This is a genomic window from Thalassotalea castellviae (assembly GCF_031846185.1).
In the GTDB taxonomy this organism is placed as follows: Bacteria; Pseudomonadota; Gammaproteobacteria; order Enterobacterales; family Alteromonadaceae; genus Thalassotalea_H; species Thalassotalea_H castellviae.
Genome location: NZ_JAVRIF010000001.1, coordinates 23861 through 50860 on the forward strand (window position 1 = coordinate 23861; position 27000 = coordinate 50860).

General features: G+C 36.4%; 12 protein-coding genes. 1 reads left to right on the top strand and 11 read right to left on the bottom strand.

The genetic code is table 11. The features are described from left to right. Window positions 1-6 precede the first annotated feature (6 nt). The 7 genes from RM573_RS00125 to RM573_RS00155 all read right to left on the bottom strand — a co-directional run bounded on the left by RM573_RS00125 (window position 7) and on the right by RM573_RS00155 (window position 13761). Entirely contained in the window at window positions 7-1386 is a 1380-nt protein-coding gene (locus RM573_RS00125; protein WP_311575365.1) for a class II fumarate hydratase, read from the bottom strand. A gap of 1032 nt (window positions 1387-2418) precedes the next feature. Then, window positions 2419-3225 carry an endonuclease NucS domain-containing protein gene (locus tag RM573_RS00130; RefSeq protein ID WP_311575367.1) on the bottom strand — a complete coding sequence of 269 codons (807 nt, stop codon included), beginning with the start codon at window positions 3223-3225 and terminating at the stop codon, window positions 2419-2421. A 131-nt stretch (window positions 3226-3356) separates the two neighbouring features. Next, window positions 3357-5333, bottom strand: coding sequence for a hypothetical protein (locus RM573_RS00135; protein WP_311575369.1), 1977 nt, complete (start codon window positions 5331-5333; stop codon window positions 3357-3359). Further along, window positions 5334-8006, bottom strand: coding sequence for a nuclease domain-containing protein (locus RM573_RS00140; RefSeq protein WP_311575372.1), 2673 nt, complete (start codon window positions 8004-8006; stop codon window positions 5334-5336). It abuts the gene before it with no gap. Between the two features lie 3 nt (window positions 8007-8009). Continuing rightward, entirely contained in the window at window positions 8010-10301 is a 2292-nt protein-coding gene (locus tag RM573_RS00145) for an McrB family protein (protein ID WP_311575375.1), read from the bottom strand. Continuing rightward, window positions 10298-13585 carry a type I restriction endonuclease subunit R gene (locus RM573_RS00150; RefSeq protein ID WP_311575378.1) on the bottom strand — a complete coding sequence of 1096 codons (3288 nt, stop codon included), beginning with the start codon at window positions 13583-13585 and terminating at the stop codon, window positions 10298-10300. The genes RM573_RS00145 and RM573_RS00150 overlap by 4 nt, the downstream gene beginning before the upstream one ends. 23 nt (window positions 13586-13608) lie before the next feature. Beyond that, window positions 13609-13761 (bottom strand): hypothetical protein, encoded by a 153-nt coding sequence (locus RM573_RS00155; protein ID WP_311575380.1) that lies wholly within the window; start codon window positions 13759-13761, stop codon window positions 13609-13611. 209 nt (window positions 13762-13970) lie between these two features. Here RM573_RS00155 and RM573_RS00160 point away from each other — a divergent pair, with 209 nt between their 5' ends. Continuing rightward, window positions 13971-16955, top strand: a complete 2985-nt coding sequence (locus tag RM573_RS00160) for a Tn3-like element ISKox2 family transposase (protein ID WP_008126957.1) — start codon at window positions 13971-13973, stop codon at window positions 16953-16955. Window positions 16956-17007: 52 nt separating this feature from the next. Here RM573_RS00160 and drt4 read toward each other — a convergent pair whose 3' ends face one another. The 4 genes from drt4 to hhe all read right to left on the bottom strand — a co-directional run bounded on the left by drt4 (window position 17008) and on the right by hhe (window position 27000). Continuing rightward, a complete protein-coding gene (gene drt4, locus RM573_RS00165) occupies window positions 17008-18483 on the bottom strand; it encodes an antiviral reverse transcriptase Drt4 (RefSeq protein WP_311575391.1) in 1476 nt (491 codons plus the stop codon). Then, window positions 18480-19886: a restriction endonuclease subunit S gene (locus RM573_RS00170; protein ID WP_311575395.1), complete on the bottom strand. Its 1407-nt coding sequence runs from the start codon at window positions 19884-19886 to the stop codon at window positions 18480-18482. Before RM573_RS00170 ends, drt4 begins: the two co-directional genes overlap by 4 nt. Beyond that, on the bottom strand, window positions 19876-21474 hold the full coding sequence (locus tag RM573_RS00175) for a type I restriction-modification system subunit M (RefSeq protein ID WP_311575399.1): 1599 nt from the start codon (window positions 21472-21474) through the stop codon (window positions 19876-19878). The genes RM573_RS00170 and RM573_RS00175 overlap by 11 nt, the downstream gene beginning before the upstream one ends. Before the next feature lie 75 nt (window positions 21475-21549). Further along, window positions 21550-27000: a DUF4011 domain-containing anti-phage protein Hhe gene (hhe, locus tag RM573_RS00180; protein ID WP_311575404.1), complete on the bottom strand. Its 5451-nt coding sequence runs from the start codon at window positions 26998-27000 to the stop codon at window positions 21550-21552.

The window sequence follows — 27000 nt, forward strand, 5'->3', positions numbered from 1 at the left end:
TGATATTTATCTTTTACGATTATTGATAAGAAATGATGGATCAAGTCGTGATTTAAGTGTTGACTCACTCAGTTCAGTCATTTCAATGGCCACATCTAATACGGTTCTATTTTCTGCATATGCTTTCTTGGCGATTTCAGCACTTTTATCATAACCAATTAATTCATTTAGCGCGGTTGCCAATATAGGATTTTTTGCCAGATTTTCTTCAACCTTGGCATAATTAATAGAAAAATCTCGTATGGCTTTATCGGCTAATGAACGTGCGCACTGACTTAAAATCTCAATGCTTTGTACTAAGGTATGGCCAATCAAAGGTAACATAGTGTTTAGTTGAAAATTACCAGAATGACCGGCTAAGCTAATAGTTGCATCATTTCCTATAACTTGTGTACAACCCATTAAAACAGCCTCTGGGATCACAGGGTTAACTTTGCCAGGCATAATGCTACTGCCTTTTTGAAGTTCTACTAACTGAATTTCATTCAAACCATTAATTGGGCCGCTACTTAACCAACGAAGATCATTACTGATTTTACTGATGCTAATTGCCGTTGTTTTAAGAATACCACTAACAAGTACTGCAGTATCTTGAGCACTAATAGCATGAAAATAATTATCAGCAGGTTGAAAGTGTAATTGTGTTTGCTGGCTAAGGTACTCGGTAACTTTCTTCGAAAATTCGGGATGTGTATTCACACCTGTGCCGATAGCTGTACCGCCAATTGCCAGTTTTAGTAAACTTGGGAAAGCATTATTAAGCTGTTGATAAGCATGGTTTATTTGCGAACTCCAAGCGCTAATTTCTTGTTCAAAACTAAGCGGCATGGCATCCATTAAATGTGTTCTACCTGTTTTTATCGTAGTAGCATGTTTTTTAGCTTTGCTATCTAACGTGTCACGTAAGTGCAACAAAGAGGGCAATAAATTATCGGAAATGAGTTTAGCTGCGCTGATATGAATACATGAAGGAATAATATCATTAGAGCTTTGTCCCATATTGACATGATCATTAGGATGAATCGACACATTACCTTTAGTATTAAGCTCAACCAATGTGGCTATCACTTCGTTGGCATTCATATTAGTACTGGTGCCCGAACCAGTTTGAAAAACGTCAACGGGAAATTGTTCATCATATAAACCATCAGCAATCGCATTAGCCGCTTGTTTAATTGCATCCGTTTGCTCTGCGCCCAATAAATCCAAGGCATTATTGGCTTGTGCACAAGCGCATTTTATTTCACCTAAAGCCCACAAAAAAGCTCGAGGCATTTTAATATCGCTAATCGTAAAATTACTCATTGCTTTTGTCGTTTCAGGACCATATAACACGTTATCAATGCCGGTTTTATTTTGTTGTTCAACGTCATTTTTATTCTGCATTAAAGTTTCCTTTTTCCTGGGTTTAATTTTTTAAGCAATTAATCATCATCATTAACGCTAAATACTTATTACATTAATAAATCATTCACATCTGATAACTTGTCCATTTAACTGATGATGTCTAAACAAATCCACTTGGTGATCCGAATAAATCAAAATTGAATTGACGAAAATGTTTTATGATTATTAGTTAATATCATAGAACAATTCTTGGTAATAACTTTTTTACATTAAAGACAGGTTAAGTAAATTTAAATCAAAAATACAAATTGGAAAACTTAATCTCAACGATGTAAGTTTTCTCTGTTAATTTTACCAGCAAAGATACGTAAAACTTGTCAGAATTCACGTAGCGTTACGTAAGTTAAATTATTGAAAACCTTAAATCTTGAATAAACCTTATAAAAGTCAGTTTAAGTAGATAACCACATGTATTAGTCATGTTATTGTATCCACCCTTACTATGTCCGATACTAAAAGGTATCGGATATAGTGGTATGTACTTTGAATACTCTATTCACTGTCTGCCGTTTTGTGTTAATCCAAATTTAAAACTGGATCGGTTCCAGTCTTCTCTGGGAATTCATCTTATTGAATTAGTTAAAGTAATTAATGTTTTGGCTTACTAACAATTTACCGTTTGCAAGTTAACAACAAGATCCTATTTTACTGAACGCTACGTGCATGAAATTTAAATTTGCGACTATTCCTTCGTAAATTTCACGTAGCGTCACGACATTAATTTTAATTATTAGTATATTTTAATTCTGTCTTTAGTCTCTCAACTGTATGAGACCATTTAGGTGTTGTTGGTTTACACACTGAATTTTGATTACCAAACAAACCTGTTTCACTAAAAGCAGATTTTATAGACTTCGTGTCATGCCATTTAATTGGTATTAAATATTCTGCATTATCATCATCTAAACTTTCAAACGATGAATAATTACCTTCGGTAGATAAATCATTAATGGTTTTATTTTCAAACTCTTTAAACTGATAATTTTCTGCTCGGCAAATATCACCAATAACTTATCCTACACCAACATATCCATTACCTGGGATATTTACCCAAATTCTGCTGCCAACTTCTAAACTGTTTAAAGTATTTGAATACCAGCGACCATGACCCGCACTAATATAGCCGTACTTTCTGGCATCAGCCCAATGACGTTCTTTACCATGACCAAACGATACATAAAATTCTCCGTTCCATGGCTCTTTTGATGATTTTGAAATAACACGTTCTTGTGTTTCTTCAGGCGGGATCATCCAGGCACGGCTCAAATACTTATTCCCATTATCTTCAAACACACTAAAGAAAACGGCATTTACTGGTATTTTTGCTTTGTCATTCAGGTAATTAATTATCCGTTCTGAACTAGCATCTAGCTCAGCAGCTACGATTACCATTTGATGTGATCCATCGTAATTAACTTCACTAAAAGCTAAACCAAATTTAGACTTAAACGCCCTATCCAAACTTTGTTCGTTTAACGAACGTTTTTGGCTGTATTCGAAATAGATATCAACTAACTTACTGTCATCAATATCAACGACCCATGAAGCATAATCAATAGCTTGAGCCACAACATCTCTAGGCGTTTTATGCCTTTTTAGCTCAATAATAATTACGCTTCCGCTTGCGTCAATTGCTAGCAAATCAATGTATTTATCAAAAGCTGTTCTGACTTGCTGACCAATAATCATCCACCCAAAATTAAGAATGGATATATCAGCAACTATTTGTTCCTCTAATAAATTTTCACTCTCAATAACTACTGGAGAAAGCTTTTTAGGCCTACTTCCGATCTTCCAAATGCCCTGTTCAATTGCCATTATTTATCTCTTTTGTTATTAACTTTACCTACTTAAACAAGCGTTCTTGAAAGCAGACAAATTTTCGCTTAATGGACTAGGCTTTAACAAAGCAACCTCTGAAAAACCTATAGCAAGCCTAGATGATTTGCTTAATAAGGTGAATAAAATCTGTACTTTTTAAGTACAGATGACCAATCTTTATCTCCTCTGACTTTACAAAGAAATGAAGTGTTAGCCAATACATTAAAATATTTACTTTCCTCAACATGTAGTCCGTTGAAGAAATTTTCATGAAGCCTATTTAGATCACTCAGCCAGTTAGCTATTTCGGACTCTCCTAAATTACATGCTTTAGAGCTTCGTTTAATATACTTTAATGCTTTACTCTTATTTGAGTTTTGAAATTCAAATAAAGCTAATTCCCTTAAAATCAAATCAAAGGGGTGCCCTTCAGAGTTAAGATCTACGAAAGAAATCTGAGCTTCAATAAGTACAATTAACTCTTTTGTATTTTTTAGTGAACCATTTAATAACGCATCATTTGTAGCTCTTAAAAACCAGAAAATATCGAAGATCCCTAACTTACAATCATCTTCATTTTTAAGTATTTCTAAATAATTATTTACAGCAACTAATGGTTGATTTGTTTTAAGTAAATACATAACTTTATAATTAAAAAGTCGGCTAATATCTCCTTTATTACTTATTATATTTTCGAGCTCACTAATTTCTTTAATCAACTCATCGTTTTTTACACCGTATTCTAAGCAAAGAATGTTACAACGAATAGATGTCATCTTGGACTTCACACATGCTCTAGATGAATCAAACTCTGATTGTTCAACATCATCCAGTAATAATGTCCATATATCGTTATAGCTAGAAATTAGTTCAGAGAATTTATTTGATAAATTTAATGCTTGCTCAAACTCTAACAGATTTATGTAAGTTTCGATTTCCGAAATTTTAAAATCTAAAATAATTGGGAAAAAATCAGGATTAGAACCAAGCCTATTAACTAGTTCATTTTGCAATTGTGATATTTGAAGGGCGTGCTGTGTTTCTCCAAGGTGATTATCTATAATAAGGATCAAGTTCCTTAATTTAAAAATAATATTATTAAAATCTCTTATTTTATACTGAGAATCATATTTTGATAGCTGTATGCTAAGCTGCTTTAAAATAGCCAATACTTTATGATATTGGTCTGGCGTGTTAAAACTCCTCCATAAACGTTCAATAACAGCTTCGAATGTTATTAGATACCCAGTTGTACCTGTCGTATTAAATACTTTAAAAAGCACTGACTGTATAGCTATTTCAGTTCTAGTCGTCTGTTCTTTAGAATGGATAACTAACCATCGATATAAAGCAGTGATTAAATCCCCATTTCTTTTAGCAATGTTAGCTCTACGTTCTTCATAATTACCAAAAGATTCAAATCTTGAAAATCGACCTTGAGAAGCCAGTTGTTCTAATAACTCTTTTTCATTTTTATGGTGGTGGTGGTAATTTAAATTGGCTATAAAGTCAGCTGTAACAAGTCCCCAGGAGTTATTAGCATAATCCATGTGAACTTTAAGGTGCTTCCCTATTAACTCAACCATACCCTTAGAAGTTAAATCAACCTCTAGCGCTAACGGCAATGAATTTATAATGTCCTGGTTAACATTGCTAATGCTAGTTTGTAATTCACCATCAATAGTCCTAGTAGCAATAATCAAATCTAGATTAGAAATGACTTCACCTTCAGGTAAAACTGTATCGCATAGTGCTAATAAGTCTGAAAGCATTAGTCTATATGTTTTTTCTCTGCTAGAAAGAGAATGCTTAGAATAATTAATAGCAGCTAAACAGTAATGATCAAAAGGTAAGTTATTTAGCTTTTTCAAAAACTGATTAGCCATTCCTACGGCTTTATCATGGCCAAATTCTTTTCTAAACTCTGTTAGATGGAACTGCTTTATTGACTTTAAATTTAATTCAGCCGGAGCTGACTTAAATTTAGTTGTAAAAGTATTTTCGCAGACCCTATAGCTCTCAGAAAATAAGACACCAGATATCAACCATTGACCTCGCTGTGATTCGAAATCACCAGACTCATCAATGTACAAAGTATATTTCATTTATTCTCTCTCTAATGCTATTTCACCGCAACTGGGGCACTTTATGTTATAGGGTTGCATTGATTGTGTTGCATGATATGACCAATGTTTGCCATGTTTAAAAAGCCTATTTCGGCAAGAACCACAATAATTGATAAATGTTTGGTGCTTACAATCCGTACAGTTGCATATCCATTTTATTCCTCGCGGTGTTGATTTAATCTGCACCTCGTGCTCAGTATTACCGCATACAACACAAAACAACTTCTCTTTTGGCATTGGGTTTATACCGAATTCTTTATTTACACCATGCTGATGTATTACCCAGTCGTTGTAGCCCTCTTCGCCTAACCCATTGCTCTCTATTCCATATTGAAAAAACATACCAAGAGCCATTTGTAAGCTATCTAGATATTTACCTTTACTATGTATTGGAGACAATAATAGAGCACCGTATCGGTGATTAGGAAAATATTCATCCCAGTTAAATAACTGAGTTTCACCCATAAAGTTATTTACAGCCCAATCTTGAGGTGTTTTTATTTCAGGTACAGCCTTTAAAGATGGGTGTAAAATAAATACTTTATTTTCCCCAGACTCTGAATAATTTTTGGCATTGTATAACTCATTTACAACTTCAGATATCCCCCCCATAGCCTTTATGTTTTCGTAAAATTTAGCATCTAAAACCATACGTTTGTTTTTGGGGCTACTGTCAGTAAAATTGCTATCTAAATCAATTACAAAGTCAGCTCTCCTTGGTGTACTTTTACCTTTATTAAGTGGTAATTCTTTTTCATACCAAAGCGATATTTGACGATATGTTTCACTATTTTCAAACTGAATTTGAACATTTCTCACTTTACTCGGCTCAACATTTACAATTTGTGCAAGTAATTTACTTTTCCATTGTTCTTCTGGTAAAAAGCGAAATTTATCAATTAACACTTTAATTATTTGAAGAAAACACCATCTCTCATAAATAAGAGATGTATTTAATATTCCTATCTCTTCAGCTTCTTCCAATCCCTTAAATAAATTTTCATCGATACCTGACAAAGTTTGTATTTCTTTATAAAGTTTATGAACACCTTGATAGTTAGGATTTTGAATAAAGGACATCGAATTAGGAAAAACGCTATTCTGCTTTATGTTTAAATTTTGTAATTTCTTAAGAACATTACGCAATCGTTTTAATGTTGGAGACAATTTAGAAGATAGATTGTTGTTGCGAGTAATGGCGTCATTAGCAGACTCAATCAATGCTTTTATTTCGGTTTTCTCTTGTTCTTGGTCTGTTCTTTCACTTTTAGTAACTGGACGAATCCAGTTATCTTCTTTTAATTTTTTAGCTTGTTTCACTAGGCTTTTAAGCTTTTGTTCTGTCTTAGAGTTTACTAACTCAAGTCCTTCCACTATGCGAAATACAAGGTTATGGACAATTTTGTTATTTCTCATTCCAGTAAAGTAAGAGACCTTAGCTTTAAATCGATATGTATTATAAGGCTTTAAGATAGAAGCAAATATATTATCAAACTCAATCCGATAGTATTCACCTTGTTCTAATACTTTCAATCCTGAATGGTGAAAAAAACTAAGGCTTTGTGAATATTCAAGTTGTTTACCCAGTGTCAACTCACAACTATCATCAAAATCAATTAAGTCTGGCGAATATGGGTTTAATGGTTGTTCGGCAAGTGCTTTATTAATCATTTGCCTTTCCCACAACACAGCCTTTTTAAGTTCTTTATAATCAGACTCAACTGCTTGTTTGTTTATTTTTATCGTATCACTAAAACTGGCTAACCTTTCTTCTTGTGCTTTTACTTTTTCATCTAATGATGTTGATACGTACGAAGATACTTTTCCTAAATTTGACAATAAGTTATATAAACGATTAACAGTAAATAGGACATATTGATTTTCAGGTACATTGTACGATGGTTTGTATGCTCTACTTGTTAGCTGTGATTTAAAACCGCTCGAAGCTATTTCCATGAAAGTACGAGGTGTAGGTTTAACTTGCCTTAAACTTTTTAGTTCTTGGATTTCTCTCAATTCAGATTTAGGTTTATCTACAATTTTTTCCACAAATGAAATATAACGGTGAAAGTATTCAAGTGATGAATCATCTAATATTTTAACTTTCTTTTCTTTAACTGGAGCTGAGATGTAACTAGTTTCATGAAGGATTAAATACCAGAGTTCATTTTTAAAATCCTGTAGATAATTTTGTAATTGTTCATATGTAAAACTATGCGAACGAATTTTAATTAAACAACTATATTTGCCAACTCTTAATTTTACCTTGCCAGCGCTCCTGAATATCTCTGATTCCCACCGTCTATCTTCACGCTTATTCTCTCTTTTTCCTTTAAACCATACTTCACCTTCGACCCACCAAGTGCGTTTTGTTGCATTATCAATTACTGGAATTAGTTGTGATTTATCACCATTAGCTCTCTCAAAGTAAAGAGGATCTTTGATTTTTTCATCAAGCAAATTGAAAGCAAGTTGGCCTGTTATCCCCAGTTCAACTTTGCTAAATGCTGTAGCTTCTAGCTCAAAGTCAGTATTACGCCCACGAGTAATTTCAATACAATCCTTGGATTCTTTGATACTTAAAGCTGATGCTTTATCCTGCCACTTTATTCGGACATATTTAGCTTCAAGAATATTTTCAGGTAAGTCCATTTACTATGCCCAGTAATTAACAATCCAATCGTTAATCTTTGCTTTACTAACTAACATCTCAAACTCTTCCACTACATCTATCCCTTTAGATGAGTTGACTTTGTTCTTTATAATATGCGGGTATAATTGGGCTTGTAGTTGAAGCAATAGATCTTTTAACTCTGTATCACCCAACATTTTACTCCCATCAAACGTTAATTTAGGCAGTATTTTTTGAATAAAAAAGTTATTCATAAATAAATCAGGATCATCAGAGAATAAGCTTAGTTTTTCTTGATAATTCAAACCTTGCCTTATGGTTCTAAGTCCAACTTCCACTCCCATAGGAGTAAAAAAAGACTTAGTTAATCCAGCAAGTGTTAGGCAAAACTCATTCTTTACATTAAATTTTGGATATTTGTTTCGGGTGCCAAACTCATGAGCATCAAACTTAATTGCTTTGCTTGCATCTTGCTCTGTATTTATTTCAGCTTCAATTTGAGCCCAGTCAAATAGTAAAGGGCTGTCAAACTTCATTATATGCGCTCTATCTAATATTTTAGGTGAGAGGTAATGTGTTGTTTCATCAATATTAATGGCTCCGACAATTCTTACATTTTTTGGGAAAACTATAGATGAAGGTATATTAATAACTCCACTAATCATTCGCCTTAAATCAGAGTGATATTTAATCAACGAATCTTTATCACTAAACCCAAAAATCCTTTTTAGTTCAAGGTTAATTTCTTCATCTTTTAGTAGTTCAACGAAGTTGATAATGTTACCTTTTTTATATTTTAACTTTACTTCATCGACTATTTCCAGAACATGCTTAAACTCTGACAGTACATGTGAAGACTCGTCATCTGCATATAAGTGTATTTCCGGCATCCCATCTCTTTCTTCTAACAAGGACAAGAAATCAGCAAAATAATACTCAACACGAGCAAGATTCATTTCATCTAAACAAATAAAATACGGAATATCTGGATTTTGAGAAGCTTCCAGCAACGCTTCCAAAAATGGAGTGGATAAATATTTTTTTTCTAATGGGTTGTAATACCCAAGTAAATCCTCTGAACTAGTCCAGTTAGGTTTTACAGGTATAATTTTTGAAACTCCGCCAACAGCGTCAGCAAAAGACTTAACTAGATTAGTTTTGCCAGAGCCTGATTCACCAGCTAAAACAATTAGATCATTCGTCTGTAAGAGAGCAAAATAGTTTTCTAATATGTGCCGAGGGTACATTATATCTTTGCCATATAAATAAGCTTGAATGTGGGATGTAGCGGCTTTGTAATCACCTTTAAAATCATCCAAAAAGCTTAATAAAGAATCTCTATGGTTATCTATTTGGGGCTTCATTATTATTTGGTTATAAACATTCTCATCTATAAACTCTAATCCCATTAACGTATCTGCCTGAGTTTTTACAAAGGCATTTAACTTTTCAAGCATCTTCATATGGTTTTCCTTGTCTTTATCTAACTGCTCTTTGATACTTTGTAATTCTTGAATTAACTCAGATTTTTTTGCTTTTGACTCTTCAATAGCCTTATTCAAAGCTAAAGAGTTTTCACCTTGCTCTTTAAGTTTTTTTTCAGTGTTAATTACTTTATCTTCAATAATTTTTAAACTATTTTTGACCGACACTTCTTCGGCACTCAAACTACTTACGCTTTCTTCTAATTTGAAAACACTTGCTTCTATTTCAATCTTTTTTTGTTCATGATTTTCTTTTAAATCCCTAGACATCCTATCTTTTTCTGCGTTTATTTCAGCTAAGATCGCAGGCTCTAATTTCATTTTACTTAACTGATATACTTGGTTGTATATAGTTTTTTCAATTAATACATTCCCTTCATCATCCAGAGCAACGTCATCATTATCAATACGTTCTATAAGCCGAAAGCTTTTGTATTTTGTTTCTAATAAAAGAGGGTTATCATGTTTATCCCTTTCCGTTGGTGAAGCTAACTCCAAAGTAGCTTTAACTATTGCTTTATTAAACTTATCTAGCATTAAATTAATGTCGTCTTTTCTAGCTAAATAACCAGAAACATATAAGCCTCTTTGAGCAAGGGTTTCTTTATCGTCTAAACCTAAAACGGGGTACTCTAAATGCTCACCATCTAAACTTTGAACATTTTTCAAAACAATAAAAGGTCTATCATTTTTACCACTAAACCGTTTTATTTCCCCAATTACCTCTATTTTTCTTCCATTATTAATCTGCCACTCATGCTTCAAAAAAGATAATAGCGCCTCGTCATCAAAACCTTCAAAGTCTTCAAAGTCTTCAATATTAACGGTCATTTTCTATTCTTCTTAAAATTCTCAGCCTGAGCAAAAATTTCTTTATACACTTCATCACGGCTTACTGGTGGATAGCCAAACCTGGCGAGCAGCATGATCAAATCTACTTTTAGTTCAGCCTTAATATCATCACGGTTATTCCAGTCGGTATATTTGGCTTTATCATCAACAACTTCTTTCACCGCTTGTGAAAGATCAATCAACTTATCGTCTGGATAGGTAAAATCATACTTAACAGCCAACGATTTTAAGATGTCGTAAAAAGCTTTTTCTTCAAAGCTAATACCTAAGTCATCGTTAGAGTCCATCTCTGTTTTAAGGTCGGTAAACATATTGATAATTTCATCAGAGAAATCTTCTAGTACTTCACTCACCAGTACATCTTCTTCTTTACGCTCATTGTACTTCTCAACTAAAGCCTTAAAGCGTTTGGTGAAGTCTACTCCCTGAGCAAGATTAACCTTTTTCATTTCATCAATGGCTTTTGCTAACATTTTTTGTAGCAGCATTATCTTGGTGTTGGGCAGCTTTATCTTGCCAATTTTGGCAAGATAGTCTTCATCGAAAATATCAATCTCACCATCATCATTGCCAAGTTTGAATATTTCCTCGACACCATCACTTTTAAGCGCCTCTGCAATCATTTCTCGTACTTTAGCGTTCATTTGTGCGGTATCAGGTGCTTCACCTTTGGTTAACTTGTAGATGATAGAGCGCACAGCAAGATAGAAATGAATAAAGTCACGTTCTTGTTGAGATAGCTTCTCGCTGCCACAACAAACATCATAAGCCGCTTTTAAACGCTTAACTAACGCCATAAAGCGTTTCTCAAGTTTGCCTACAGATAGTACAAATTCAGCCGCATTATTTAAGCAATTTAACTGTGCCACTGGCTCGCCAGTGAAATAAGGCGAGGAATCGAATTTATGGAAAATACGATTGAGTAAATCTAAATGATCTTTAACAGCAATAACCGACTGATTGATATCTTCAAAATTCGTTTCTTCTGACTTTGAGAACTGCGCTAACGCTTTATTCATCGCAGTTTTAATACCGATGTAATCAACCACTAAACCCTTATGCTTGCCTGAAAACTTGCGGTTAACACGAGAAATGGTTTGAATAAGGTTATGTTTTTGCAGAGGTTTATCAATATAAATTGTATCAAGAAACGGTACATCAAAACCGGTAAGCCACATATCTACGACAATAGCGATTTTAAAATTAGATTTATCATTCTTAAACTGACGGTCTAACTCTTTACGATACTCTTTAGTACCCAGTAAGTTATACAAGGCTTCTGTATCATCTTTGCCACGTGTCATTACCATTTTGACACGCTCCATTGGTTTGATTTTCTTACGCTCTTGCTCAGTTAACGTTGAGCCTTTCTCGCACTCCAGTATTTCAAACCATTGTGGGCGTAACTCTTCAAGTTCCTGATAAAACTGATAAGCAATTTCACGAGAACTACTCACAAACATGGCTTTACCTTTTATGGTCGAGCCTTCATTGATGCGTCCTTCGTAGTGTTCAACAAAATCTTTCGCAAGCGTGCGTATGCGATCAGGGTCACCCAAAATCGAATTCATACTCGAAGTCGCTTTCTTGCTTTCTTCTATTTGATGTTCATTGCTACCAGAATCTTCACATTGCTTGTAATAGGCTTCTATTTCTTCAAGCTTGGCATTGTTAAGTAATACTTTTGCCGCACGGCCTTCATAAACAATACGCACCGTTATTTCATCTTTAACCGACTCAGACATGGTATAAGCATCAATTACCTTACCAAATACGTCTAACGTGGCGTCAATAGGCGTACCAGTAAAGCCAACAAAGGTCGCGTTAGGTAATGAGTCATGTAAATACTTTGCAAAGCCATATGTACGTTTTACGCCTTTATCAGTAATTGAAACCTTTTGGTCTAAATTAACTTGGCTACGGTGTGCCTCATCAGAAATACAAATAACGTTAGTACGCTCTGTTAGTACTTCAATGTCTTCGGTAAATTTATGAATAGTCGTTAAAAAGACACCGCCACTTTGTCGGCCTTTAAGTAATTGTCTTAATTGGTCGCGGCTTTCAACACTAACAATATGATCATCGCCAATATAACTTTTGGCGTTGGAGAATTGTTGAGATAACTGATCGTCTAAATCTGTTCTATCAGTTATTAATACAATGGTCGGGCTTTCAAATTCAACGCTTTTCATTAATAGGCGAGATAAAAACTGCATGGTAAAACTTTTACCACAGCCCGTTGCACCAAAATACGTTCCGCCTTTACCACTGCCTCCTTCACCATTAGGTAACTTACGTTCTTTTTTAATATTCTCATAGAGCTTCCTAGCTGCGTAATATTGCGGGTAACGACAAACTATTTTCACTTCACCTTTAGATTTATCAGGGAAGTAAATAAAGTTACGAATAACATCACACAAACGTTCTTTATCAAACAAGCCCTGCAACATAGTATGCAAGCCGTTAATACCATCTTGCTCAATTGATTCATCACCAGTAACTTTGCGCCATGCATAATAAAAATCATATGATGCAAATACATTGCCCATTTTATTATTTACACCATCGCTAATAACGCACAATGCATTGAAAACAAATAACTGGGGAATATCACGGCGATAACGTGTGGTTAATTGAACATAGGCATCATGTAGTGAAGCTTGTTCTTCACGAATAGCACTCTTAAATTCAAACACAACAACAGGCAAACCGTTGATATATAAAATACCATCAGGAATACGCATGGAGTTATCTGCTGATGGGCTGTCAATCTCTAGCTGATTAACCATTTTAAAAATGTTGTGCTGTGTTGTTGCAACATAAGGTACGCTTGGCTCAGCTACCATAGGTAAAACTTCATGTGACTCATGAGCAACCGCTACTTCTTCCCTCTTTACTTGGTCATAGTCAATCAGCTGAATATATAAATCTTTTTTAGAAGCTTCGCCTGGCTTACTACCTGATTCACGTTTTAATAAAAAGCCATCACTTAACCATTTACAGAAGGTTTTATTGCTTTCATACAAGTCACCTACAGGCAGAGTTTCAAGCTGTAGAATAATGCTATCAATTTCACCTGTGGTAATGTCATCAGCCGCATAACGATTAGCTAAATAGGCTCTTAAATCATCTTTAATTAGCACCTGCTCAGGTTGTCTAGAGCCATCAGTTGCGGAAAGCTCTGCACCGGAAGTGTATGGATATCCTTGATCACCCAGTAATTCTATAATGGCTGCTTCTAATTGTGCTTCTGTAAATTTCATAAGGTTACTTCCTTTAAACCATCTTAGAATTCTGGTGACTCTTCACTTGATTGTTCAACTGTACCAGCTGCCACTGGAGGTACAGGAGAAAATATATTTCTTATTGCTTCAGACGACATTTCTTGTTGAATTTCAGTACACCTGTTCTCGGCAGCCGTTATTCTTTCGCCTGGCAAGAAATTTACATTGTTATTCTTTAATATATCGAATACACCGTCACCGTAAGGTTCTTGTATTAACCCTTTAAGGGGTTCTAGGGATTTTCCCCTCTAAAGTAACATAAATCGCCATACTCACCATATTTAAAGGCATACAAAGGTGGGTTACTTCTCCAAAGTATGGCAAATTATGAGGTTAACAACCCCTTAAACTTAATTTAATTCCTATGGCTATAAAAAACGAACTATCAATTCTTACCAAAGCTGAGCAGCTTGATCTATATTCTCCGCCGCTATTATCACTTGAACAACAACGATTGTATTTTACGCCAAACGAGATCGAGTTAACAGAGTTGAAAAGTATTCGCCTAAGGAACCACCGATGCTATTTCATTGCGTTATTAGGGTATTTTAAGTCTAAGCCTGTGATTCTTTCACCTAGCTTTAACCTCATCTTTGACGATATGCAGTTTATTTCAACGCAAGTTCAAGGAGGCAAAGGGATCAGGCCTTTCAGCATTAATAAGATGCAGCGTGACCGTATATATCAAAGAATACTGAGGTTATTAAACTATCAGAAATGGGACGAAAGTCTGCACTTTGCGCCGCTGTACGAACATCTTGTTATGGTCGGCAAAGCTTGGCTTGAGCCTCGTTATCTATTCGATGCAGCCGCTGAATATCTAGCAACGCATAGAATTGCCATCCCTAAATATACTGTCTTACAAAAGCTTATCAGTCGTGTTATCCAACAGGTCAAGAAGGCGTTAAATAATAAGCTTCGTATTCATGTTTCATCTGAACTACACGGATTTCTAAATACTATTATCGATGACAAAGATGGGCTCTCCTTAAGCCAGCTTCGAGCCGGTGCAAAAAGCGTTATGGTGACAGAGCTAAAAAAAGAACTGACGGTGTATCATCAGTTACAGCCTTATACAAGACAGATTGATAATGCTGTTAAGGGCTTAGCCTTATCGTCTAAAAACCAACAACACTTCGGTGAAATGGTGGATTATTATGGCAGTAAACTAAAACGCTTTAAGCGTCCACAGCAACACCTATGGTTGCTGTGTTTTCTGACTCAACGCATACGGCAAAGCCTAGAGCGATTGGCTGATGGGTTTATTCATCATATCCGTAAACAACAAGAAGCTGCGCATGCGTTTGCCCAACAGGCAGTGTTTGACTCATGGAGGTCAGCTGCAGACAATGTCACCAAAGCCGCAGAATTACTGCATCTGTTTGTTGATGACAGTATCGACGATAATCAACCATTTGCAACGGTTAGGCAACAAGCATTAAGTGTAATGAATAACCAAGATATAGAAACGCTATGCCTGTACTTAAAAAAGCAAAAACGCACGGTAGAAGAATATCAATGGCAATATTATGATGATCAAAACGGGTTAATTGAGCAGTTATTAAGGCCCGTGTTTCTATGTCTTGAATGCCAAGCAGGTAAAGGCTCAGAAGCATTAGTGACCCAGCTCAAAACCACAAAAACAGAACTATTAGCAGGTAATACATTGCAAACAATGGATAGTACACTTATCCAACAAAAACATCGTCCATGGTTAATTAACAAGGATGTTGTTCATCCACAGCGATACGAATGGTTGCTTTACCGTCAACTGGCTTCTCGGCTTAATGGTCGAATTTACTTATCAAACGTCACTAAATATCGTGCGCTAGAAGACGACTTAATTGCATCGTCAATACAGCCTGATCTATTGGCATCATCAACATTGGAAAAGCTAAAGCAGCCGATTCAGAAGCTACTGCAAGTAAAACAAATACGCTTAACAACATCCCTAGAAGATGTTGCTCGTCACATTGATAATGGTGATAACCGCAATGTGATCATGAAGAGCCGAAGTGGCACACGATGGCGACTGCCAGTTAAAGGCTCCCAATCACTTGTCAACAACCCTTTCTTTAAACAAATGATCCCCGTCAGTATTGCTGATGTGTTGCGTTATGTTGAACAAGAAACCAACTTTATGCAATGCTTCGCACACGTGCTGCCAATACAAAAACAAGTAGGCGCCAATCAGGATGATTTATTGGCTATTCTAATTGCGAATGCGACACATCGCGGCGTATATGGGATGGCACAAATATCTGATCGCAGTTATGAGCATCTAAGCACTATACAAGCTAATTATATTAGGCCTGAAACCTTGCAAGAGGCTAGTGATATCATCAATAACGCAGTAGCGGCACTCCCTATTTTCCGCCACTATCACATCCAAGAAGACGTCCTGCACGCCAGTACCGATGGGCAAAAATTTGAAACTCACCTTGAGACTTTTAAAACTCGCTACTCCTCGAAATACTTCGGCACCAACAAAGGTATTACGGCCATGACGTTAGTTGCCAATCATAGTGCGTTAAATGCCCGTATCATAGGATCTAATGAGCATGAGTCCCATTATATTTACGACTTACTACAATCTAATACTAGTGATCTTAAGCCAGATGTCCTCTCAACCGACACCCATGGTGTTAATCATGTTAATTATGCCTTATTGGATTTATGCGGTTATAGTTTTGCGCCTAGGTATGCTCAGTTCACCAGTGTGATCAATGACCTATTTAACGTAACTGAAAGCGACGACGGAAACACGCATCTGGCGCTGAAAAAGCCGATAAAAATGAATGTGATTGAAGAAGGCTGGCAGGATATTCAGCGTATTGTGTTATCCCTTCAAGAAAAACGCACAACACAGGCATTGCTAGTACGCAAATTATCTGGTTATCCATCTAGACACCCTATATTACAAGCATTAACGGAATATAATAGGCTCATCAAAGCCCAATATTTACTTGATTATATTGATGATGCAAGTCTGCGCCAATATGTTCAACGAGCACTGAACCGAGGCGAAGCCTGGCATTTCCTCAGGCGAGCTATTGCATCGGTCAATCGTGACCAGTTCCGTGGAAAAAACGAATCAGAAATAGTCGTCTGGAACGAGTGTGCCCGTTTGACGGCAAATGCTATTATCTACTTTAACTCGATGATCCTAAGTCATCTATTACTGCACTTTGAAGAAGTTGGTGACGAGGAAAAAGCAGCAATAACTCGACAAGTATCACCCGTTGCATGGCAGAACATTAATCTGAGCGGCACTTATCAGTTCGCTAGTAACCGCAAACTACCTGATTTACAGGAAATAACTAGGCCTATTGTTGAAAATGAAGTCTAAAATGAAAGGTAACCCAGCTCCACAAGCCATTAACTGCGAGGGTTGTGGCGATTTATGTTACTTTAGAGGGGAAAATCCCTAGAACCCCTTTAAAATACAACTGATAAAGCAGTAACCAATAATTATCTTTGTCATAATCACTTGCTAGTTGAAGCCAGCTATTAACAAACGCAACGACTTTCTGCTCGTGAACGCCCATTTCTAGTAAGAGACAAATAGAAACGCAATCTTTACTTGCTATAACTTTTTCTGCAAGTTCATCTTCAACAATAGCTCCAGCTCTTAATAATGAATGAAGTGGCCAAGCCATGCCGTCTGAACGTCTTTTATCTGCGTTAACTCTAATTATTTCGATTAATTGAGTACGATAATTAGCAGGATCTATTTGCTCATTAGTTAGAATCAAATCTAATAGCGGAAGTAATACAGGAAAGTGCCAGGCTAGATTTAATAATGGCTCTATTAACCAAAAAGCAGCATTATCATCTAAGTGAGATAAAACAAGAGAAACAGCATATTTTAATACGCTGCCGTCAGGTGTTAATTTATTAACTTCGATTGCTCTATTAATAAAAGTTAAAACTTCAGTTGCTGTTAGCTTGGGTTCATTTTCTCCAGCATTTTGTAAACGACTAGGTAAAGCACCCCTAAGCTCTAACACCCAAGTATCTTCGACTCCACTTGGTAAGTCTTCAACAATTGTTTTTTTGAGATTTAAAGTAAGCTTATAGGTTGCTAATTCATCCCCTAAATCCTGTAAAAATCGCTGCGCTTCTTCATCACTATCACAATAACAAGTGTAGTCATCAATATAACGGTAAAACTCATACCCTTTGTCGTTCAATATTTTATCAACACAGCCTAAAATGAGCTCTACAACTACGCTAGACGTTGCTGAGCCGATTGGAATACCTTGAGTTTCATTACGCTTAGTTTTCCGCTGATACATATCAAGTTGATTAAACCAAGCTTGCCGATCATTCTTTTGTGCTTTAGCTTGTGGAATGCCCACCGCAGCCCATGGAATGGCATGCGAATAAATACTATTAAAACAATTAGCTATATCAGCTTGAACTCGAAAACGCTTAGCAAACCCTTTTTGATGAGAACGCGAAACTTTCGCCATAGGTTCTTCATAATTCATCACCATTAAGCGTTTATCTTCTTCATGCAATTCAGGCTTTACAATACTATTGTCATTGCCAGTAACTGATTGCAATATGTTCCAGTTATCGTGAATACACTTTGCTAACAATGCATATGATTTAGGATGAATGAGCCCAAGTACTCTAGGGACATTGTTGTATCTCGTAGCTTTATATTCAACAAGATCATAGCCCCCACCTCGTCTATCACCGACATCTGCCACTGCGGCTAATTCTTCTGCAATTTCGGGGGTGTATTGCCTAGTTGTAATGCTGGGCGGTAACTCACCAACATTCGCTCTCTGGTTTGGAAAGTAGTTATAACGTGTAAGCGCTTCATACAAAGCTCTTTTACCGTCTGTATCACCATATATTCGACTCATGCACAATCCTTTGCTGTTGGTATAGTTAATTCACCAGAGATCAGTTTAGGTAGTAGAGTGTCTCTTGTTTTTTCAAGAGAAGCTATTTGAACACGGTTATTTACCTGTTTATCTGCATATGACTTAAATGTATCTTCGATCTTGGTTGCTAGATTGACTGGAGGAAGAACCACTTTTTGCTCAGACAAGATCTTACGACTAAGTTCTGTTTGTCCTGTACTTCCTTCCCCTAGAGCTTCTATACTCCGCTCGTTTGCTAACATAAGCTGTCCAAAGGTATAAGCTAATATTTTTTCAACATTAGGGCGAACAACTGTAACATGTGAATCAACGATCGTTGGTTCTGGTAAACTATGAACTTGGGCAACTCTACCTAGGGTGCCAACACCAGTTGAATTTACCAGTACATCACCAATCAATAACTCTCTACCAGCAACCTTTCTCAATTCGGGGTTATTTCTTCTACACAAAGAGAAATTAATTTCATGATTTCTTATACATTTTTGATTGATTACTTGAATACCACCTTCTTCGGTATATTTAGGCGAAATTCCACGACGCAATTCAGTTGTTATTTCTGCTAAATCAGAAATTTCCCACCCTTTGGGTATCCAACCGTTGATGCCGATTGAGGGCTCATCGCTTTGTTCAAATTCACTCGGGAATAGTTGTTGGATGTCTTCGGGTAATGGTCTAGCGTCTAGCTCACCATTAGCAATTTGTTGCTGTACTTGCTGACGCTGTTCGGCTTTTTTCTGCAAAGCTTCTGGGAAGTCGTTAACCGACATACCGCTAGCAAGGGCATTGTCAAAAACCGGGTCAAAATCAACAAACCAGCTTTTAAATAACGCTTGCGCCATTTGTTCAAGGGTTTGATTGGACTTCTGATTTAGCGCAATTTTATCATCCAAAGCACCTAAAACCTTTGAGACCTTGATTTGTTCATCTATTGGCAAATAAGGAATTTTAATAGACTTGATAATATCAGGGCTTAAATTAGGTTGACCTGAACCACTTGCAGCGTTGAACAGTATCTTTTCATATTTTTCTGAAGAAAGTATGTAATACAAATAACCTAAATCAAGAGACTGTTTAGGTACAAATTTACCTACGCGTTGATTAAGCAAAACTTTTTTATTATTAAGGTTTCTGAAACGTCCAACCCTACCGACACTTCCTTGACCTGTCATTGCAATTAGGACATCGCCATCAGCTAGCAAGAACTTATTTAACTTTTCGTTCATTTTCTCTTCAGAGAAAAATTGAACATCATTCATTTTTACAACTTTGTTATTAACATTCTTAATCTTAATAACAGGTATCCCTTCAGGATCTTTAAGGTCTTGGCTTTTGAAAGCAAAACCACCTAAGAAGTTGCAGTGTTCACCAAGACTAACGAGCATAACCCAGCACCTCCAAGTTTTGGCGAATAGCTTTATCTAATTCTGCTGCTTGTTCCATTTGGCTGTATAAAGTTTGGCTTAGCTCTTTCATTTTCACTTCGAAGGGAATGCCATCGTCCTCAATTTCAGCTGCACCAACGTAACGACCTGGTGTTAATACAAAATCATTCGCTTTAATCTCTTCAAGTGATGCAGATTTACTGTAACCAGCTTTATCTTCATAGCTTTCTAACTCGTTGCCATCGGCATCTTTCTTCTCGCCTCGCCATGCATGGTAAGTGCGAGCAATATCAGCGATATCCTCAGTGGTTAGCTCTTTATGTACACGGCTGACCATAGTGCCGATTTCACGGGCATCAATAAATAGCGTTTCACCTTCACGATTACGATAACCTCTTTCAGAATCTTTTTTCTTATTCTTGGTGATAAACCATAAACACACCGGAATTTGTGTGGTGTAGAAAAGCTGCCCCGGTAAGGCGATCATACAATCAACTAAATCTTGCTCGATGATTTTTTGGCGAATAGCACCTTCGCCACCGGTATTTGAACTCATTGAGCCATTGGCCAGTACAAAACCTGCGGTGCCATTTTCACTAAGCTTTGAGATCATGTGCATGATCCACGCATAGTTAGCATTACCTGTTGGTGGTACATCAAAACCAGCCCAACGGCCATCGTCTACTAATTCGCTATCACCACGCCATTGCTTTTGGTTAAACGGCGGGTTTGCCATGATGAAATCGGCTTTTAAATCAGGATGCTGATCTTTAAAGAAACTATCACCAGCCACTTCACCTAAATTACCTGAAATACCGCGAACCGCTAAGTTCATTTTGGCTAGTTTATAGGTGGTATTGGTGTATTCTTGGCCGTAAATTGAAATGTCTTTACGGTTGCCTTTGTGGCTGTCGATAAACTTTAACGACTGGACAAACATACCGCCAGAACCACAACATGGGTCGTAAATTTTACCTTTAAATGGCTCAATCATTTCAGCAATTAACGCAACGACAGATTTTGGCGTATAGAATTCACCACCGCCTTTGCCTTCGCTTGAGGCAAACTTACCTAAAAAATATTCGTATACTCGACCGACTAAATCTTCTTCGGTCATTTCACATTCGCTAGCGGCTGTGTCGATGTTATTAATAGTATCGATAAGTGACGCGAGCTTACTGGTAACAAGCCCTAAACGGCTAAAGTAGTTTTCTGGCAATGCGCCTTTTAACGATGGGTTATTCTTTTCAACCGTGTGCAATGCCGTATCAATTTTTACCGCAATGTCGTCTTGCTTCATGTTCTTTTTAATAAACGACCAACGAGCTTCTTCAGGCAGGTAGAACACGTTGTCTTGCATATAGAACTCAACTTGGTCTACAAAGTCGCCCATACCACCATCAATCAAGGCTTGGCGTTTATCTTCAAACTTATCACTGATAAATTTTAGGAAGATAAGGCTTAATACCACATGCTTGTATTCAGACGACTCAACACTACCACGCAGTTTATTAGCGGTATCCCATAAGGTTTCTTCAAAATTAGTGTTTTTTTGGGTCGTACTTTTTTTACTTTTGGCGGTTGCCATAAATTTTACCTTTAATTCAATTTTAAGCGGTGCTCTAAATCTTTTAGTAACATCGCATATTTAATTTGTTATTAATTACACGTTAGGTTGTTCTTCTTCATCTTCCGCAATAATATTCAACACTTGCTCAAGGTATTTACCATGCGCTGTCGATGTGGCTGAGCGCAAATATGGCGGAATAACCTCTAGGAATTCACTTTTAGAAATAGGCTTAAATTCACATAAAGCTGCGATCATAGCTGGCCTTAGCAATCTACTTGCTAACGGCACTCCATCGTTAGTAGGGATAACTTCCTCAACAAACTTTTGAAGTTTTATCTCTAATAAATCATCTGTTTGAATAAACTTATCTAGCTCATGTAGTACTTGGTTCTCATGCTCGACAACGTTTTCAATTTCTTCTACTTCAGATTCTATCTCTGCATGTTCAGGTACTTCTGTTTTTAGCTGATGTAATGCTTCAATAATAGGCTTTAATTGAGCTTGTGGGTTTTTGAACCAATCAGTTGACCATATTCGCTTAATCTTCCAGCCTAAACCTTCTAATACCGACTGACGTAATCTGTCTCTATCACGTGCAGATTTAGCCGAATGATAAGTTGCCCCATCACATTCGACGCCCATTAAATAGCGTCCTGGTTGACCAGGGTCTTGAACAGCTAAGTCAATAAAGTAACCTGCTACTCCTACTTGTGGCACACAGTTGAACCCTTCAAGTTTTAGGGCGTTCATCACGGAAATTTCGAAATCGCTATCAGGCTGTTTGCCTGTATGCTTTTGCTGTTGAAGCTTGCCTGTTTGAGCAAAACTTAAAAAGCTTTTCAGCGCTTGGACACCAGGGCTCGATGTTTCTGAGGCTACAATATGGCCTTCGGTCATTGAGCTGAAAACATGCATGCGTTTTTTAGAACGTGTAAATAATACGTTTAAGCGTCTGCCACCTGCGGCAGAATTAATTGGGCCAAAACGCTGAGGCATTTGTGCAGCACCTGCTTCTTGTGGACCGTAGGTGCATGAAATATAAATAACGTCTCTTTCATCACCTTGCACATTTTCAAGGTTTTTAAGGAATAATGCTTCATCTGTATTAGCGTTATCCGCCAAAGCATCTCTAAATTGAGGGTCATCTTTAGATAGCTCTTCCACACAGCGCTCTATTTGCTCTCGCTGTTTTGAACTCATAGCAACCACACCTAATGATTCATGTGGGCGATGCAATAAATGGTTTCTCACTGCTTCTGCAATGACTTTAGCTTCTTCAATGTTATGCTGATTTACAAAGCGACCACTTTTTACGTGGGTAAACTTGATACCAAATTCATCACTTTTACTTGATGGTGATGGGAATACCACTAAGTTACTGTCGTAAAACTCTTGGTTTGAAAAGGCAATTAAGCTTTCGTGGCGTGAGCGATAATGCCAACGTAAACGACGAGCATTGAACATTGGGAAAGAAACATCGAGGATGCTTTCTGATTGCTCTATAGCTGTGGTATCTTCATCATCGTTATCAACTGCTTTATCAAAAAAGCTAGTTGGTGGTAATTGCTTTGGATCACCAACAACAACTAACTGTTTACCCCTAGCAATAGTACCTAAAGCGTCTTGAGGTTTAATTTGTGATGCTTCATCCATAACTACTAAGTCAAATTCTAATTGACCAGGTGCTAGGTATTGAGCTACTGAGTGCGGCCCCATCATGAAGCAAGGTTTTAAAGCCACTAAAGATTTACTGGCTCTTCTAACTAGCTGTCTTATAGGTGCATGGCGAGTTTTTAAGTTCACCTGATGGTTGATAAGTCCCATTTCAGTATATGAACCGACTTTGCCGCTTGAAACGCCTGAAACAGTATTTTTTATTCCGGTTTGCGCTACTTGATACGCTATTTTTTCTTGTTGTAATGTTTTTAGCTTATTGTCGTATTCTCTAAATTGTTTACGAATTGCATTTTGGTCAGCCCCTGAAAAATAAGCTAACTCTTGGTTTTCATTTATTATTTCTCTCGCAAGAATATCAAATACGGAGTAAACATAGATTTGTTCAATGTTTTCTAAATCTAAAGCACCGGTTTCGGTGTAACGTAATAAATTCTCTAATCCTTTATCTGACAAAGATGATCTTATTCTTATAAAATCTACCCAAGTGCTTAACCAACGAGGTTGGCTAATCGCTTTATTATTGCGTTCTTGCAAGCGTGTAAATTTACCATTTGTACCTTTAAACCAAGCATTCTCATCTAAATCAACCTTATTAGAGAGTTCTTGTAACGTTTGCTGATAGTTATTAAACGCAACTGAAAGACTGTCTAAATTCGAGGTAATTAACAAGAGCGCTTCACTACTAACATTATTTAATAAGTATTCTTTTAATGGCTCTGATTCGAGCAAATTAATTGCTCTACCTAGTTCTAATGTAGATTCTATTTTTATTAGTTGTGCTCTAGAATCATTTCTAATTGATAGTTGGGTGCTTTCATCAAATAACTCCTTCGCAATATCATTTTCATCAAGCGTATGCTCTGCATTAACTAAAGATGAAATTTGTTCAATACATTTTGTTAACTGACTTAAGGTAAAGTCTTTCTTTGAAAGTGATTGTAGGGTTTTAATATCGTTTTCTAGTTCGTCAACAAACGATGAAATACCAACGTCTGCTGATAAATCTGTGTTTTTGTCAGCAAATAATGGATGCGAGAAAACATTTTCAAGTTGAGGAAACAATTGAGAAAACTGTTCAAATTCGGCAAGTGATTTTGATGCTGCTAAGTGCTTTACCCCTTTAAACAATTCACTTTCGATAGAGAATAATGAATTAGCAAAAGACACTTTTTTACCAAAGCCTACGCCGTATGAGCCTCGAACATCTTTATACCAGGCTCTAAGACTGATGAGTTCAGCTATTGGTGTATCAATCCCTTTAAACTCATGTTGTAGCAAAGTTTGGTATGCAGGTTCCTTGTTTAATTGATCTATCAGCTCTCGATACGAAGTTAAACTAGCAATTAGTGGAGCTAACTTTTTAACTTTAGGCTTCAACCCTTTCGCGTACATAAGCAGTTTAGATTTAGCTGCACGCCACTCACCACTAAACCAACAGAAAATCCCTGCATTTTTCATAATGCTATCAATTTCTTTTAGTTCATTTGCTGTAGGTAAATTTTCTAGGTTAAAGTGTTGCTCTAAACTCTTGTGTAAAGGTTGAATTTTAGGAAGAAGCTCTTCTAAATTGCCTAGGTGCTGGTCTAAAAGTTCATTATCAAATAGTTCATGTCTTCTAGATATCAGCGTTATATCGAGGGCGTTAATATGTTCAAAGTACTGCTTACATTCTAAAAAGCCATTGTGCGATGGAGATAATAAATCAGATAAACTGCTATCTTGTTCTGTTAGTGTTTTTAAATCATCAGAAAGCGAAAGACTTACGTCTCTTAATGTTTTAAGTAGCTGTAACTGTTGAAAAACATTAGTAAGTTTTAATTCGAGGCTTTTACACTCTTTTTGTAAATTGTTATTTGATTTTGTAAAGCGTTCTAGGTTTTCACCTTCGTTTAAAATAGTTATTTCGAATAACTCTTCCAGCGATTCTAACAACTTAGATATCGCTTTATATTGCTTAATATATTCGGTTAATTCATTAGCTTTCTGAGGTGTAATTAAGCTTAGAGCCTGTAGGTGTTCTGTGCCTTTTAATTTAGGTATCTTGTTACTGTCAGCTAATACTTGTTTCAATGAACTAATATCATTCACAACATCGCTGTTGAGCTGTTCATTAAATGGCTTAACTGATTGTTCTAATTCAGCAATAGTACTATTCCAACCAACTAGGAGCTTGCATACATCATCACAATCAAATAGCTGAATAGATTTATTGTAGACACCAAACCAAGGATGGTCTGATAACTCCGCTTCTGAGCCAAATTGTTTTTTTACCTCATCAAACACATCAGCATATTTTTTAAGTTCATCGGTAGTTCTTCTTGATGATATTTCATCGAAGCTTTGGCCATTAATATGATCAGGCTTAATATCTTCTAGTGAAATATTTGCGAATTCTTCACGATAGCGTGTTGCTGTAGAAAAGATTTGATGAATTGTTCTCCCGGTGTTTTTCCATGTGCTGTTGATCAAATTAGCATAACGAGTTAATGCTTCTTTTTTCTCTTCATACATTTGGATATCAATATCAATTGATGACGGATAACGATAATCATCTTGGTTGTTTATTCGCTTGGCTATATTTTCATATACTTGCTTTTTCTGTGTTTTATGACTGTGTAATTCTAAACAAAAATCACCTAAACCAGCTCTAGATAGTCTAGATTTTACAACTTGAAGTGCAGCCATTTTTTCAGCTACAAATAGTACTTTTTTGCCTTGAGAGATAGCTGCTGCTATTAAATTAGTTATAGTTTGAGATTTACCAGACCCTGGTGGCCCTTCGATAACTAAATCTTTGCCCTGAATAGCATCAACCAACGCACTGTGCTGAGAGCTATCTGCATCATCTATTAATGGATATTGGTTATGTACTTCATCAAGCTTATCTATTAGATATTCTTCACCGAAACTTGTGTTACTTCCATTACCATCATCTATACCTTGTTTAGCAAAAAACTTTTGAAGAATTGAGTGGTTTTGAATGTTGCTCGCACCTTGAGGCCAACGTGCAGGATCTAAATCCAAGTACATTAATAACTTGCCGAAATCGAACATAGATAGAGTAGAAAATCGCTTAACTTTCCATTGAGGTTTATGTCTTGAAAACTGGCTTTCAACGTTCTTCAAGTATTCTTCTGGTAAAACGTCTTCCGTTAATTCAGGTAGTTCAAGATGAAAATCATGCTTAAGTTTTTCTCTCAAAGATAGGTTTGAAATTATATCTTCGCCGGTGTATTCAATAGTATAAGTATATGTACCAAGCTCTTTATTTAATGAAGCTCTATCAATCTTAACCGGTATTAAATACAGTGGAGCCTGCCTAGTTACGCTTGAATTTTCATCTTCAAACCACTCAAGAAAACCAAATGCTAAATAAAGGATATTTGCGCCAGTTTCTTCAATTGCGGTGTTTGCCTTGGTTCGAATATTACGTAATTGTGCTTCTAGCTCTCGTGGATAAAGAAGAGATTGGATATTGGTATCGTTATGCTTTGAATCTTTAGATTTGACACTTAATGGCAGCTCATAGTTTGTATTGAACCCTTTGACTTTTGCCCATTCTTTAGCACTTGGATCAGCTTTTACTTTTACCTCTTGGCCATCATCATCAATAACGATATATCCATGCTCAATTAATTCCTCTCGCAAAGGTTCATCAATTGGTATAAAAGTAAACTTATGGCTTTCAAGTATGTTTTCAGCTAACTGATCTGGCATTTCATCTATCACTCGGATAAAACCAGATCTACCATGTTTAAAGTTTAACAGCCGGTTTCTGCCAGTTAGGTCTAATAAGCGATTTCGAATCGTCTGCAAAGAATCAAATGCAAAGTTCTCATTTAACTGAGTATTAGTTGAATTATCCAT